This is a genomic window from Polaribacter sp. Hel1_33_78, assembly GCF_900106075.1.
GTDB lineage: Bacteria > Bacteroidota > Bacteroidia > Flavobacteriales > Flavobacteriaceae > Polaribacter.
The window spans coordinates 485,645-501,561 of sequence record NZ_LT629794.1; the positions used below are offsets into that span (position 1 = coordinate 485,645).

General features: G+C 32.6%; 13 protein-coding genes and 1 tRNA gene. 5 read left to right on the top strand and 9 right to left on the bottom strand.

Annotated features, from left to right (window positions below):
• From BLT88_RS02195 to BLT88_RS02205, 3 genes are all read left to right on the top strand, one after another.
• Positions 1-921, top strand: coding sequence for a DUF1566 domain-containing protein (locus BLT88_RS02195; protein ID WP_091952734.1), 921 nt, complete (start codon positions 1-3; stop codon positions 919-921).
• A gap of 36 nt (positions 922-957) precedes the next feature.
• A complete protein-coding gene (locus BLT88_RS02200; RefSeq protein WP_052107622.1) occupies positions 958-1,518 on the top strand; it encodes a response regulator transcription factor in 561 nt (186 codons plus the stop codon).
• Between the two features lie 509 nt (positions 1,519-2,027).
• Positions 2,028-8,534, top strand: a complete 6,507-nt coding sequence (locus BLT88_RS02205; protein WP_091952735.1) for an Ig-like domain-containing protein — start codon at positions 2,028-2,030, stop codon at positions 8,532-8,534.
• 78 nt (positions 8,535-8,612) lie between these two features.
• On the opposite strand, the gene era is transcribed toward BLT88_RS02205, so the two are convergent.
• Positions 8,613-9,497 carry a GTPase Era gene (gene era, locus BLT88_RS02210; protein WP_091952737.1) on the bottom strand — a complete coding sequence of 295 codons (885 nt, stop codon included), beginning with the start codon at positions 9,495-9,497 and terminating at the stop codon, positions 8,613-8,615.
• Between the two features lie 110 nt (positions 9,498-9,607).
• On the opposite strand from era, the gene BLT88_RS02215 reads away from it, so the two are divergent.
• Positions 9,608-9,680 (top strand) — tRNA-Met (locus BLT88_RS02215).
• Positions 9,681-9,918: 238 nt separating this feature from the next.
• Here BLT88_RS02215 and BLT88_RS02220 read toward each other — a convergent pair.
• The 7 genes from BLT88_RS02220 to BLT88_RS02245 form a co-directional block, all read right to left on the bottom strand.
• Positions 9,919-10,833, bottom strand: a complete 915-nt coding sequence (locus tag BLT88_RS02220; protein WP_091952739.1) for a bifunctional UDP-sugar hydrolase/5'-nucleotidase — start codon at positions 10,831-10,833, stop codon at positions 9,919-9,921.
• Positions 10,833-11,582, bottom strand: coding sequence for a 5'-nucleotidase C-terminal domain-containing protein (locus BLT88_RS02225; RefSeq protein ID WP_036784064.1), 750 nt, complete (start codon positions 11,580-11,582; stop codon positions 10,833-10,835). The genes BLT88_RS02220 and BLT88_RS02225 overlap by 1 nt, the downstream gene beginning before the upstream one ends.
• Before the next feature lie 261 nt (positions 11,583-11,843).
• Positions 11,844-11,975 (bottom strand): FtsX-like permease family protein, encoded by a 132-nt coding sequence (locus BLT88_RS14420; protein ID WP_297800454.1) that lies wholly within the window; start codon positions 11,973-11,975, stop codon positions 11,844-11,846.
• Positions 11,976-12,179: 204 nt separating this feature from the next.
• Positions 12,180-12,860 (bottom strand): ABC transporter permease, encoded by a 681-nt coding sequence (locus BLT88_RS02230; RefSeq protein WP_231960052.1) that lies wholly within the window; start codon positions 12,858-12,860, stop codon positions 12,180-12,182.
• Positions 12,857-13,450 carry an ABC transporter ATP-binding protein gene (locus BLT88_RS02235; protein WP_091952741.1) on the bottom strand — a complete coding sequence of 198 codons (594 nt, stop codon included), beginning with the start codon at positions 13,448-13,450 and terminating at the stop codon, positions 12,857-12,859. The genes BLT88_RS02230 and BLT88_RS02235 overlap by 4 nt, the downstream gene beginning before the upstream one ends.
• A complete protein-coding gene (folE, locus tag BLT88_RS02240; protein WP_036784060.1) occupies positions 13,434-14,096 on the bottom strand; it encodes a GTP cyclohydrolase I FolE in 663 nt (220 codons plus the stop codon). The genes BLT88_RS02235 and folE overlap by 17 nt, the downstream gene beginning before the upstream one ends.
• Positions 14,089-14,490, bottom strand: coding sequence for a MerC domain-containing protein (locus BLT88_RS02245; protein WP_091952743.1), 402 nt, complete (start codon positions 14,488-14,490; stop codon positions 14,089-14,091). The genes folE and BLT88_RS02245 overlap by 8 nt, the downstream gene beginning before the upstream one ends.
• Before the next feature lie 79 nt (positions 14,491-14,569).
• On the opposite strand from BLT88_RS02245, the gene BLT88_RS02250 reads away from it, so the two are divergent.
• Entirely contained in the window at positions 14,570-14,950 is a 381-nt protein-coding gene (locus BLT88_RS02250; RefSeq protein WP_036784056.1) for a Fur family transcriptional regulator, read from the top strand.
• Positions 14,951-15,283: 333 nt separating this feature from the next.
• On the opposite strand, the gene BLT88_RS02255 is transcribed toward BLT88_RS02250, so the two are convergent.
• Positions 15,284-15,817 (bottom strand): hypothetical protein, encoded by a 534-nt coding sequence (locus BLT88_RS02255; RefSeq protein WP_036784046.1) that lies wholly within the window; start codon positions 15,815-15,817, stop codon positions 15,284-15,286.
• Between the last annotated feature and the right edge of the window lie 100 nt (positions 15,818-15,917).

Below are 15,917 nucleotides of genomic sequence, written 5' to 3' on the forward strand. Positions count from 1 at the left end.
ATGAAAAAGATATTTATAATTTTAGCGTTGGTGATAACCACTGTTTCTTTAGCGCAAACTCCAGAGAAAATGAGTTATCAAGCCATAGTAAGAGATGCTGATGGTAATTTGTTAAGTAATACATCGGTTGGAATGCAAATAAGCATTTTGCAAAGTACAGCTGAGGGTTTGGCAGTATATGTAGAAACACATTCGCCAACGACCAATATAAATGGACTAATTACAATAAAGATAGGAAGTGGTTCTAAAGCTACTGGTATTTTTTCTGAAATAGATTGGAGTTCAGATACGTATTTTATAAAAACAGAAACAGATCTTTTAGGAGGAAGCAGTTATACAATTTCAGGAACCAGTCAATTATTAAGTGTTCCATATGCATTACATGCAAAAAAGGCGGATAATGTTCCCAGTTATAAAATAGGGGATTTTGCACATGGAGGTATTGTTTTTTGGGTAGATGAAACAGGGCAGCATGGTTTGGTTTGTGCGAACGAAAATCAAAGCAATGAAACAAAATGGTTTGCGGGTACATTTGGCAATACACAGGCAAAAGGAAATGGTATTTATGCTGGTAAGACAAATACTAGCATTATAATTTCCTCTCATGTAATTATTGGTGATGATAATGACATGTATGCAGCAAGATTATGCAATGAATTAGAAGTGATAGCAAACAATGTTTCATATGGCGATTGGTATTTGCCAAGTATTTTCGAGTTAAAATTAATTAACCTTAATATCGTAACCATCAACACTGCAATAGCAGCAATTGGAGGAGATTCCTTTTTAGGGGATAGTTTTTATTGGAGTTCTGTAGAAGAAACAGAAAGCAATGCAGGGATCGTTAATATTAATAATGGTCAAAGTTCTGCTGTGTTAAAAGGGAGTTTAAATTCTGTACGTGCCATCAGATCATTTTAAAAAGAACACTAATCGTAAAACTATTTCTCAATATAAATGACTGAAATTAAAACAGTTTTAATAGACTCTGATCAACCATCTTTAATTAGGCTTCAAGAGCTGTTAGCAAAATTTAATGGTATAGAAATTCTAGGGACTTTTGAAAACTCAAATGAAGGCCTAGACTTTATACTAGAAAACGAACCTGATATAGTCTTTATTCAAATAGAAATGCCAAATCTGTCTGGGTTAGATGTGGCAGACGAAATTAGTAAGCGAGAAACAGATATAAAAATAATATTGGTTTCAAATCATTCTCATTATGCTATCAAAGCATTAAGGATATCTGTTTTTGACTATTTAGTTGAACCGATTGATATAGATGAATTAAAAATTAGTTTGCATCGATTTAAAACTAAGTACAAGATAAATTTAAACAGTAGAGAGCTGCAAATTATTAGAGAAATGTCTAATGGACTAAGCAGTCAAAATATTGGTGAAAAATTATTTATTAGCCGGCATACAGTAGATACTTACAGAAGAATCATTTTAGAAAAATCTGCTTGCCAGAATACCGCACAGTTAATTAAGTTTGCTTTAAAAAGTGGTTTAATTTAACTTTTATATCCTTGAAGGGTGCTTTTTGCGTTCAAGCACTTCTTGATGAGGTTTAACTTCACGATGCTATTTGTTCTTATCTGCAATGCCTTTCATTAAATAAAGAAATGACCAGTTTTTTCACCAACAAGTGTTTGCTTGATAATGAACTAACCATAACACTAATATTTTTCCTAGTAATCAAATGCTTTTACCAAACTTTTTGATAGTATTTTAACAGAACCCGAAAACAACTTACAGTTTTGGCAACGATTTTAAAGTTTAACCAAAACGTTTTAACCGATTTTTATCACTTTTCCACTTTTCATCTACTTTTAAGATGATGAATAGTGCTATTTTATCGATGAATTACTCATTAATGGGGGTAAAGTGTCTCATTAATGAGTAGTGGTTTTGTCTTTATTTATTAGATATTTGTCGTTCTCTAGGGATTAATCCCTTTTAGAGAGCTTTAAAAAATAAAATTTATTTTAAAAAAAAGCGCAAATAGATATTAAAATTACCAAACTATGATTAAAAAAATAACCTTTTTAAGTGTTCTTTGTTTTTTTACGATTACCGCAACATTCAGTAATAATGACGTAGAAAAAGCAAATTCTTCAAACACAGAAAACAACCCAAATTTTACATTAGATGCAAACGGTGTTACTTGTAATTGTGATAACGCTGCCAATCTTGAGACAGGTGATTTAACCATTAATGGAGTTACAAAAACGTTTACCAAAAGAACAGAGGCTCAATTACGAGCTTTAATTGCTGCAGACCAGAATGACCCAGAAATAGGTTTAACCTGTACTAGTGGTATTACAGATATGAGTGATTTATTTAATAATAAAATTACTTTTAATGAAGATATCAGTTCTTGGGATGTGTCTAGTGTAACTAATATGAAATTTATGTTCTTTGGAGCAAATTTCTTTAACCAACCTATTGAAGATTGGGATGTATCTAAAGTAACTAATATGTGGGGCATGTTCTATGAATCATTAGAATTTAACCAACCGATTGGAAATTGGGACCTTTCTAGTGTAACTAGTATGTATTCCATGTTCTATAGGGCAGCAGCATTTAACCAACCAATTGGAAATTGGGATGTTTCTAAAGTAACTAATATGGATAGTGTGTTCTACAGGGCAAGTAACTTTAACCAACCGATTGGAAATTGGGACGTTTCTAGTGTAACTACCATGTATCTTATGTTCACAGAGGCAGCAGCATTTAACCAAGATATTGGAAATTGGGATGTGTCTAAAGTAACTGTTATGGCTTATATGTTCCTAGATGCAGCAGCATTTAACCAAGACTTAACAGGTTGGTGTGTTACAAACGTAGTCAATACTTTTAGTTTTGCAACTAACGCTACCAATTTCGTTTCAACTAACCACCCTGTTTGGGGTACTTGTCCTAACACCACCCCAACAGACATAACATTAAGCGCAAGTGCAATAGATGAAAATGCAGCTACAGCAACTACCGTAGGGGCCTTTAGCACAACAGATGCAGACAGTGCAGATACACATACCTACAGCTTAGTTGCAGGTACAGGAGATACCAATAATGCAAGCTTTACAATTGATGGGGCAGACCTTAAAACCAATGCGGCTATAGATTATGAAATCAACCCAACTTTAAGCATACGTGTACAAACCAATGACGGTACAGATACTTTTGAAAAAGTAATCACCATAACCGTTAATGATTTAGATGAAATAGCACCAGTAATCGCTTTAAATACACCAACGATACAAACAATAGAAGTAGGTACAGCTTACAGTGAATTAGGAGCAACAGCAACAGATAATGTAGATGCTGCCAATACTTTAACAGTAGTGCCAACAGTAAATAATGAGAATACAGCAGTTGTTGGTAGTTTTACTGTAGATTACAATGTTTCAGATGCAGCAGGAAATGCAGCAACAGAGGTAACAAGAACGGTAAATGTAGTAGATACAACTGCGCCAACCGTTGTAACCAAAGACATTACAGTTCAATTAGATGCAAATGGAAATGCGAGTATTACGGCAGGTGATATTGACAATGGGTCTTCAGACAACTCAGGCAATGTTACTCTCTCCCTTGGATCCTCTAGTTTACAAGCTGGTTTCAATAATACAGCCTTAGATAGCGGTTTTGAATTAGTGAATGGTGCCGATTGGGTTTCAGGTATTTCAGGTTCCGGTAATTTAAATGGAGCGTTTGTTGCGAAGAAGACCTCATCGGGTAGAAATTATTTAAGAACGGTCGCATCCGATTTTATCAATTCTGATTTTGAAGTCATCTTCACTTATGATGATAGCAATGTTGCATACGGTGGCGACATTTTAACCTTCCTAGGCATAGGAGACCCTTCTGTTACTGAAGGAATCTTTTCTGAACCTGACATGGGTATTTTTTTAAGAGATCATTCCAACCAAAACGGTTCAGCCGATCATATAACGAGTAGACTTTCCGGTGTCAACTCGCTTACTTCAAACTCTTATATTCCTGAAGGAAAAAAAAGAGTCAAGATGGTTAAATCTGGTAATCAGATTACTTTCTTCATAGATTCAGGAAATGCAGGTACTTTTCCAACCAATGGGCAAGGTTTTGATTTGACTAGTGCTGGTTCTAATTTCTTAAATGATACAAATTCATACATCTTCTTTGGAAGTGGTTCAACAAATGTGCAACTGGATGAGATTTCTATTACATCTACAAGTCAACCAGGTGTATATGATTGTGCTAGTTTAGGGCAAAATGCTGTTAATTTGGTCGTTACCGATGTTAATGGCAATACTGCAACTGCAGCGGCTACTGTAACGGTAGAAGATAACATAGCTCCAACCATTGCATTATCAGGAGATGCTAGTGTAACACACGAGGCTTTAACGGCATACACAGACTTAGGTGCTACTACTGCAGACAACTGTTCTGCAACACTTACAGTTACTGATGATATAAATGTAAATACTTTAGGTATTTACACTGTAACTTATACTGCAACAGACTCAAGTGGTAACGTAACTACAGCCACTAGAACTGTAAATGTTGTAGATACCACAAAGCCAGTAATTACCTTAATAGGAGATAACCCACAAATAGTAACTCTTAATACTGCATATGAAGAATTAGGAGCAACAGCTGCAGATAATTATAATGGAGATATAACAACAAGTATTGGAATAAATACTTTAGCGATAGATTTAGCAACTGTCAATTGTTATCCTGTAACCTATAATGTTTCAGATGCATCAGGAAATAATGCAGTACAATTAACAAGAATCGTATTTGTTTTAGAATATGGTAAACCATTAGCTAAAAGTGATACTAAAACAGTAGCTCAGGATAGTAAAGACAATCTTTTTACAATTATTGGAAATGATAGTTTTGGATTAGATGGAGCGCATGCAGACCACCCAATCGCACTCTCAGGAACGTATACAGATAATGGAGGAAAGTTAGATTTAGTTGGAGATGAAGTAAAATATACACCACGAGCAGGCTTTTTTGGAGTTGATAAATTTAGTTATACCATTACAGATGAAAACGGAGATGCATCAACAGCAGAAGTAACAATTACGGTAACTGAAGGTTCGGTAGCTAACAATCTTACAGCAGTAGCTGATGAAAAAACAGTTATAAGAGGTGGTACAACAACTATAGTTGTGCTATCAAATGATCTTTTAGGAACAGCAACAGCAGCAGATTTAGATGCGATAACAATTAGTAATAATATAAATGGCGCAGTAATTACAGTAAATTCTGACAATTCAATAGAATATGAATCAGTATCAACTTTTTCAGGATCAGAAGATACTTTTGAGTACACGATTAAAGAGACTGGCACTGATAATTTATCAACAGCTATAGTAAGAGTAATTATAGAAGATTCTGTGGTTACAGACAGTGTATTGTCAGCAAAAAATGATGAAGTAAGCGTAGCACAAAATAGTACAGATAATGAAATAGCTGTTTTATTAGACAACGGATTTGACATAGATAGCTTTGGATTAGATGGAGCAATAGATAATGGCTTAACATTTTTAGATGGAACGCTAACCGGCCTAAGTGAACAAGGAACAATAATTGTAGACACTAAAGGCACAACCACTCCATTAGATGATGTAATTGTTTACACACCAAATACAGGTTTTGTAGGAGTAGATCATTTTTATTATATGATTACAGATACAACAGGAGCTTCTTCCATAGCACAAGTAGCAATCACGGTAACAGAAATAGATGCACCAACAGCGGCAGATGATGCTATAGAGATATTAGAAGGTAGTGTTGCAGCAGTAACTATTGATGTATTAGATAATGACAGTTTTGGATCGAATGGAGCAGCTTTATCAAATTCACTTGAAATAATTCCTACTACTACGACAGCAGTAGTAGTAAATGGAACTTCAATAGAATATACACCTACAGGAACTCAAACAGGAACTGATACTTTTACATATCGTATTAAAGATGCTGATGGTGAGACATCAGACGCAACAGTAACAGTAACATTCACTTCGGTAATTGCAAGTGACGCGCCAAAAGCACAGGATGACGCAGTTATATTTGCACAAGACAGTTCAGAGAATATTATCAATATTTTAGATGATAATGGATCTGGAGCAGATAATTACGGATCAGGTGCTGAACATCCAAGCCATCCAATATCACTTGTAGCATTTTATTCAGAAGAGGGAGGGGCGTTAGAATTAGACGGAACAACTGTAAAATATACACCAAGAACAGGTTATTTTGGAGAAGATACTTTTGATTATTTGATTACAGACGAAAATGGAGTTTCTGACAGAGCTACTGTAACAATTACGGTAACTGAAGGTTCGGTAGCTAACAATCTTACAGCAGTAGCTGATGAAAAAACAGTTATAAGAGGTGGTACAACAACTATAGCTGTGCTATCAAATGATCTTTTAGGAACAGCAACAGCAGCAGATTTAGATGCGATAACAATTAGTAATAATATAAATGGCGCAGTAATTACAGTAAATTCTGACAATTCAATAGAATATGAATCAGTATCAACTTTTTCAGGATCAGAAGATACTTTTGAGTACACGATTAAAGAGACTGGCACCGATAATTTATCAACAGCTATAGTAAGAGTAATTATAGAAGATTCTGCGGTTACAGACAGTGTATTGTCAGCAAAACGTGATGAAGTAAGCGTAGCACAAAATAGTACAGATAATGAAATAGCTGTTTTATTAGACAACGGATTTGACATAGATAGCTTTGGATTAGATGGAGCAATAGATAATGGCTTAACATTTTTAGATGGAACGCTAACCGGCCTAAGTGAACAAGGAACAATCATTGTAGATACTAATTCTTCAGATAGTCCATTAGATGATGTAATTGTTTACACACCAAATACAGGTTTTGTAGGAGTAGATCATTTTTATTATATGATTACAGATACAACAGGAGCTTCTTCCATAGCACAAGTAGCAATCACGGTAACAGAAATAGATACGCCAACAGCGGCAAATGATACTATAGAGATATTAGAAGGTAGTTCTGCAGCAGTAACTATTGATGTATTAGATAATGACAGTTTTGGATCGAATGGAGCAGCTTTATCAGATTCACTTGAAATAATTTCTTCTGGTACGGGAACAGCAGTAGTAGTAGATGGAACTTCAATAGAATATACACCTACTGGAAATGAAACAGGAACTGATACTTTTACATATCGTATTAAAGATACTGTTGGTAAGACATCAGACGCAACAGTAACAGTAACATTCACTACGGTAATTGCAAGTGACGCGCCAAAAGCACAGGATGACGCAGTTATATTTGCACAAGATAGTTCAGAGAATATTATCAATATTTTAGATGATAATGGATCTGGAGCAGATAATTACGGATCAGGTGCTGCACATCCAAGCCATCCAATATCACTTGTAGCATTTTATTCAGAAAAGGGAGGGTCGTTAGAATTAGACGGAACAACTGTAAAATATACACCAAGAACAGGTTATGTTGGAGAAGATACTTTTGATTATTTGATTACAGACGAAAATGGAGTTTCTGACAGAGCTACTGTAACAATTACGGTAACTGGTTCAGTAGCAAATGGTCTTACAGCAGTAGCTGATGAAGTAGCAGCTGTAGAAGGTGTTACAAGAACTATAAATGTATTAGTAAATGATGTTTTCGAAACAGGAACTTTAGAAGCGGTAGTGATTAGTAATGAATCTGGTGAAGTAACCATCACTGTAAATTCTGATAATACTTTAGAATATACATATACAGTTGCACCAGGAGCAACTTTTACAGGAACAACAGATACTTTTAACTACACTATTAAGGAGGCCGGTACTACTAATGAATCAACAGCTACCGTAACGGTAACGATTCAAGCAGCAGATGCAGTAAATGGCGTACCAGAAGCAAAAGGGGATACATTTTCAGTAGTTCAAGGAATAATGAGTTCATTAGCTGTATTAGCTGATAATGGATCAGGAGTAGATAATTTTGGTTCAGATGGAGAAAATACAACAAACCCATTAAGGCTTTTTAATGGAACAACAGAAGGTAAAAGTGTTAAACAAATAGAAAGAGAAGCTCAGGGAAGCAGTGCATTTAACAATCTTGTAGTTAATTCAGGTAAGATTGAGTACACACCGGTAGCAGCTTTTATAGGAGAAGATAGTTTTTATTATAAGATTGTAGATGCAAGTGGAGACGAATCAATAGCACAAGTAACCATTAATGTTACTTCTTCAAAGTCTTCAGGGATTGTAACTACTGACGCAGTAATCAAAGACCTTCAAGTATATCCTAATCCGTCAAAAGGTGCTTTTAAAGTATTAGTTTATAGTGAAAAGGCAGAACAAGCTTCTGTACTATTATTTGATGTTACTGGTAAAGTGGTGTATAACAAGAAACAATTACTTTCTGCAGGGAACAATACAATGAACTTACATGTAAATGTGCAAACAGGTATTTTGTTTTTAAAGGTGTATACAGATAACACCAACTTTGGAACTAAAAAGATTTTATTTGAATAGGTTAATAATAGTTGTAAATAAAAAAAAGAGGAACTGAAAAGTTCCTCTTTTTTTGTGATGGTATTTTAAAAGAAATAATTAACTCTGATTATAACCAAAACGTTTTAATTGATTTTTATCGCTTCTCCAGTTTTTATTGACTTTTACATATAATTCGATAAACACTTTCTTTTCGAAAAATTTTTCTAAATCTTTTCTAGCTTCTGCACCTACACGCTTAATCGCAGACCCTTTATGGCCGATTATAATTCCTTTTTGGGTTTCACGTTCAACCATAATTACAGAACGAATACGCACAATATGTTCTTCTTCAGTAAACTCTTCTGTCTCTACTTCTACAGAATACGGAATTTCTTTCTTATAGTGAATTAATATTTTTTCCCTAATTTTTTCATTGACAAAAAAACGTTCTGGTTTGTCCGTTAATTGGTCTTTTGGATAGTATGGAGGCCCTTCTGGAAGCAGCTCTTTTATTTTGTCAAAAACAGCAGTGATATTAAATTTCTCTAAGGCAGAAATCACAAAGACGGAAGCGTTTGGTACTTTTTCTGTCCAATACTTCACTTTTTCTTCTACTTCATCTTGTGTAGATTTATCTATTTTATTTAATAACAAAATTACAGGAATTTCACTATGAATGATTCTTTTAAAGAAAGCTTCGTTTTTTAACTCCTTTTCGCCAACCTCTACCATGTAAATTAAAACATCGGCATCATCTAATGCCGATTTTACGAAATCCATCATTGAAGACTGTAACTCATAAGCGGGTTGTATAATTCCTGGAGTATCAGAAAACACAATTTGATAGTCTTCTTCGTTTACAATTCCTAAAATACGATGTCTAGTCGTTTGCGCTTTTGGTGTGATAATAGATAATTTTTCACCCACCAAGGCATTCATCAATGTTGATTTACCTACGTTCGGATTTCCTATAATATTTACAAAACCAGCTTTATGTGTCATGAGGCAAAGATAATTAGTTTTTATAGGTGATTAGGGTTTAGGGTATTAAAAAATAATTAAAATAAAGTTTGGTTATGAATGTAATTGTATTGTATATTTGCAATCCAAATCGCGGGATAGAGCAGTAGGTAGCTCGTCGGGCTCATAACCCGAAGGTCATTGGTTCGAGTCCAATTCCCGCTACAAAGAAAACCTCTTGAGAAATCAAGAGGTTTTTTTGTGCTTTAAAAAGTGAAACGGTTTTCAACTTTTAGGGAAGTACAAAAAATACCCGAAAGCGTTGTGCGATTTTTATTTTCTTTGCCCCAGTGCGGAACAACGCGCAGAAACAAATCCAATTCTCACTGCTAGAGATGACAAGGTTCTCATTAAAATGTAAGCCTATTTTTATGTTTTATGTAAAACAAATTAAAATTTAAAACTATACTAAAATCGTTGTTCCTTTAGATGTTTTATTGTTCTGCGCATCAAAATAAAAATCAATCCTACCTAAATTTATACCATAAGCTCCAACTTGATTTACCAACATGTTTTTACCAGCTATGTTTTTTACAATGGTTGGTTTTGGTAAAAATGTATGCGTGTGTCCGCCAATAATTAAGTCAATATTTTTAGTGATTTTTGCTAAATTTAAATCAGAAACCTTATTTGGATTGTTTTTGTAATAATATCCTAAATGCGATAAGCAGATAATTAAATCACATTTTTCTTCATCTTTTAACTTACTTGTAATATCCTGAGTTATTTCTATAGGATTTAAGTATACAGTTTCTTTATACATTTTTTTATTTACTAATCCTTCTAATTCAATACCTAAACCAAATATGCCAATTTTAATATCATCTTTGATGATGATTTTATAAGGTTTGATATGGGTATCTAAAATCGTATTTTTAAAATTGTAGTTGGCGGAAACAAAATCGAACTTTGCATTTGGTAATTGCTTAAATAAGCCCTCTATAGAGTTGTCGAAATCGTGATTACCAATTGTTGCTACATCATATTTTAATATACTCATCAGCTTAAATTCAAGTTCGCCTTCAAAATAGTTGAAATAAGGTGTTCCTTGAAAAATATCACCAGCATCTAATAATAGCGTATTCTGATTTTCTTTCCGAATTTGTTCAATCAAAGTGGCCCTTCTAGCAATTCCTCCTCTGTTCGCATTTCTGCGATGATTTGCTTTAAAAGGCTCTATATGACTGTGAGTGTCATTGGTATGTAAAATAGTGATATGACGTTTTTGCTTGTCAGTAAAAGATGGTAATGTTAATCCGCCAACCATGGCAAGTGCTGATGCTCCTCCTAATTGTTTTATAAAATTTCTTCTTTCCATTACTTGATTGTTACACGTTTGTCTATAGTGGTTTTTAAAGTATCTACCTTTTCCAAATAAGAGATAATAGCATCCCTTACTTTATAGTCTAATTTTGTCAGCTTTTTTGGATTTTTAAAGAAATTCATTTTATCACCTCCGCTTTGTAAAAAATCGGATGTTAGTACATTATAGGTTTTGTTATTGTCGAATTCTTTGTCATTAATTTTTAAAGCATAATTATTTTCCTTAATAATGATTAGTGCTATATTTTTTGATAAAGGATGTGCTTCTTTATTTTTAATAAAATAATTGACTAATTCTGCTACTTTATCACCTGTAATATTTACAACAACTAATTCATTTTCAAAAGGCATTAGTTTAAAAGCATGTTCCTTTGTTACTTTTCCAGCAGGTATTATGGCTCGTAATCCCCCATAATTAAACATAGCAAAATCAATAGAAGCTTTTGTCTTCTCTTTAAACATAGGATTTGCCATTTTAAAACACATATCTGCCATTAAATTTCCCAAAGTACTTTGCATCTCAATACTTATTTTTGTAAGATCTTTTGGTGTATAACTCAACACCTTTTCCATTTCGTTTATCAATTTTTCTTTATATGGAGCTATAATACTATCTATTTTTACAGAAGATTGTATGGTACTATCGATAGCAATTGTTTTTGCAGTTATTTTTGTGAGGTCTCTATTTGTTTTTTTGCAAGAAGCAAATAAAAGAAATAAGTAAATTAAATGTAAAGCTCTCATTTAAGTGATATTTTTTGGGTATTTTAAAAACATAAAATTAGTTTATTTTATTAATATTCCATTAGATTTAGTGAGAATGTAATTGAAATGTTCTACATCATCTTGGTTTAGTTTTAGAATGCCAGTTACAGATATAATATCATCTGTGTTAAAAATTAATGAAGTATTTTCAAGTAAAGTTCAATTGCTGTTTCTGGACCACCTATTCCGCAAAAATAACAAGATGACATTGGTCCTTTAGATAATATATAAATTTTCCCCTCAGGATCTAAATTTAAAAAATGCAATAGCTAGTCCTTCATAAATTACCATTTTCATCAATTGAAAATTACTGGCTCCATAGGTTCTTAAAATTGCCAAATCAAAAGCACGTTCTTTTACCATTTTGTACATACTTATAAAAATAATAATACAAGAAATTACAAGAATTATATAGGCTATCCAAGCAATAGTTTGAAAGCCAATACTTGTATATTCATATAGTTTATGTAACTCGTATTTAGGTAATGCAGCTTGTAGGTTGTTATGCTCATTAATTTTCCTAAGAAACGTTAAAAGTGCTCTAGGACTTTTAAGATTTATTAATAATGATGTTATTTAACTTTCTTCTTGATGCGCTTTTTGATGATCTTCTGTATGACTTTCATCTTCATCTTTACCTTCATGATTGTGTAGTTTCCAAAAACTCTCCAAATTAGCAATTATTAAACGATCAATTACTTTTTGTGTAGGTTTTAAAATACCTACTACAGTAAATTTATCAGAATGTACATCTATATCGTTTTCTACGTATCCATGAGAACTTAAAAATGTATCACCTATTTTAAGATTTAATTGTTTTGAAACAGTATTGCCTAAAACTACTTCCATAACTTTTTTAACCTTGCGACCATTCTCTAATTCAGCGTTATAAAAAGAAGTATATTCATTGGTTGTTCCTATAATTCTATATCCTTTATAATTATCACCATAAGAAATAGGGACAGACAATTTAACCAAGGAATTTTTGCTTATATTTTTTGCTTCATCATAAGAGATATTTCCTGTTGGATTATCTAAATGCAATACAGAGGCCAAAACTAATTGCAGTGGGCTTCCTTTTGCTCCAATAACTAAATCTATTTTACCTAAATTAGTGTCAATTTGGTTTTTGAAAGAGGTTTTTAATTGTTGAACTCCTAAAAGAAGTGCAATACTCAAGGATAAAATAAATATGCTTAAAAAAGTAGATATTGGTTTAGATTTTAGGTTGAGTATGCTAATCTTCCAAATATTCATAGGGCAATTGAATTTTGAAAGAAAGGTTTTATTCTTTGGTCATGCGTTATGACGATTAAATTGGCATTGGCCTGTTTTGCCTGATGTTTTAGTAACTCAATAACAATTTTACAATTTTCATCATCTAAACTTGAAGTGGGTTTATCAGCTAAAATAACTTGCGGATTATGTATTACCGATAGAGCAATACCTAATCTTTGTAATTGTCCTTCACTTAATTTATGAATGTTACTTTTTTTTAATTCAGCAATATTTAATTGTGTTAGTAAAATTTCTATTTTTTTTACTAAAAAAAGACGTGCTTTTAAATTTTCGATTACATTGAAAGATTTAATCGGATGTTTTTTTTGAAAAACAAGTCCAATATTTCGGCCTCTAAATTCATCCAATTTATTTTTGGTTAAAGAATTAAATTCAATTTTATTAATTATTATTTTTCCGCTAATTGGTTTTAATAAACCTGCTAAAAGATATAAAAAGGTGGTTTTTCCTACCCCAGATTTTCCTAAAATTAGGAAATCTTCTCTTTTCCCTAAATCTATATTAGGAAATTTAAAAATGTGTGCTGTATTTCTATATTTTTTGATTATTAATTATGTTTAAAAATTCCTCACGATATATTTTTTCTTCAAAACTGCCATCATATTCTATAGTGGTAGTAAAACTATCTTTATCTTTTATTCCTCTTGAAGATACACATAGGTGCTTTGCACAAATCATTACAATGACATCTTTTGTTTCTAAAATATTTTGTAAATCTTTAAGGATTTGTAATGATAATCTTTCTTGTACCTGTGGACGATGCGCATAATAATCTACTAACCGATTTATTTTTGAAAGGCCTATTACTTTTTCTTTAGGAATGTATGCAATATGCGCATGTCCTATTATTGGTAAAAAATGATGTTCGCAAGAAGAGTCTATTGTGATATTTTGTTCTACGAGCATTTTTTTATATCCGTATTTGTTGTCAAACACAGACATTTTTGGTTTGTTTTTGGGGTTTAACCCATAATACAGTTCCTTTACATACATTTTTGCAAAACGATACGGTGTACCAGACAAACTATCATCTGATAAATCGAGTCCAAGTGTTTCCATTATTTTTCCAAAATGGTGCTGGATAGTTTTAATTTTTTCATCATCTGACGTGTTAAACGCATTGGAAAGCATTGGTGTTTCAACACTTGATGAAATATGATTATCTCCAATTATTTCAATATCTTGTTTATTCATTTGTACAGCATTTAGTGGTGTTACATCGGCAATATTTTTTATTGTAGATATGCAAAACGATTAATGCTATTGCTGGAAAATATATAAAGTATTCCTTCAAAGGGAATAATGACATTTTTTCATTGATTATAATAAAAAATAATAGAAACCAACTTCCCCAGAAGGCCAGTTTTATCCAGTTTTTAGCAGTTGTTTGCGTGGAGCGACAAATAGCCAGGAAAGAAATAATTAAAAATAAATAGTCTATAGATTTCCACCAATTAGGTGTTGCATTACAACACATTAATGAAGAACTTTGTACTATAAAAATAAATGGAGTAGCACTGCAATGTATTAAACAAAGTGCACTTGCTGCGACTCCTATAGAATCTGATTTTTGTTTTATTAATATCATTTAGAATTTCTTAATACAACTGAGTTGCAATATAAATATAATAGTTGTTAATGCAACATAGTTGCGTTATATTTGTTGTATGGGTATTTTAAGAAAAACAAAATCTGTTCAGATATTACTTAGTCAATTCAAAAATCAAACGAACGCAATTTCGGTTATTTCTTTAGTGAGTCGACTTACTTCTAAAATGAATAAAACAACAGTATATCGCGTTTTAGATAAACTCGAAGATGATGGTGTTTTACATTCATTTCTTGCTAAAGATGGATTAAAATGGTATGCTAAATGTAGTAACTGTTCTTCAAATAAACATAGTGATGTTCATCCTCATTTTCAATGTTTAGATTGTGGAAAGGTCGATTGTTTAGCAGTTAGTTTTTCAATTCCAAAAATACCTAATAGGAAAATTGAGGTTTCTCAATTATTGATACAAGGAAAATGTGAAGCTTGTTTTGGTTAAATTAATAAGTGATGCATCATGAAAACTGAATAGTGTTTCTCATAACCCAAAGTTACTGGTTCGAGTACAGTTCCCGCTACTAAAAAGCTCCTTGAGAAATTAAGGGGTATTTCTTTTGGCAACAATCGAAATTCATTTCGAAATTGGGACTAAATAAAAATATTTTCAGGAGTAAATGTGAAATTTAAATGCTCTTTATGGTCACGTTTTCTATGATATCCTTGTAGGTTTGATTACTTCTTGTGTTGCTCCAAGAACACTTCCTCATTTTTCTAAAGGCAACGATAAGTTTTTATGAATCTTCAAGCAGTTTATAAATTTATTTGATAAGAATTATATTTTTAATTTTGGATTCTTCGCTAGCAGGGCTTCTACTTTGCGAATAATTTTATCAGAATATTCTTCAGCATCTTTTAAATTGGATTCACCCGTCAATGCATCTACACCATCCATTTTGAAGCTGCCTTCGCCAGAAGTGGTCAGTACTACAATTTTATTTTTCACTGCTTCATTTTGTTTTATAAACCGCTTTACTTTTATTGGAGGCTTTCCATACTCCCAAGTGTGAACCACTATAATGGCATCAAATTCTTTTGGGAGTATGTCCGCTAGCAATTTAGTATCTATCACTTTTATAAATACAGATTGAGGTTTGTAATATTCAATAAGACTAAGTGTTACTTTATCCTTAAAAACGCTCCCTTGGGTAGCGATAAGAATTTTACGCGCTAGATTAGCGTCGTTTATTTCCATAGAATTGGCCTCTTTCATTGAGAATTCATACTTGTACCAAGTTCCTAATATGATTAGCAAACCAAGAATTATGAGCAATGCAATACCAATTTTTTTATAAACGTTCATGAGCATTGATTTGATGAACCACAAAAGTAAGACGTATCGGTTTCTTATAAAATGACTTAGGTCAATCTAGACGCCATAGAATAGCGAAGCTTTAGATCTTTTTTAC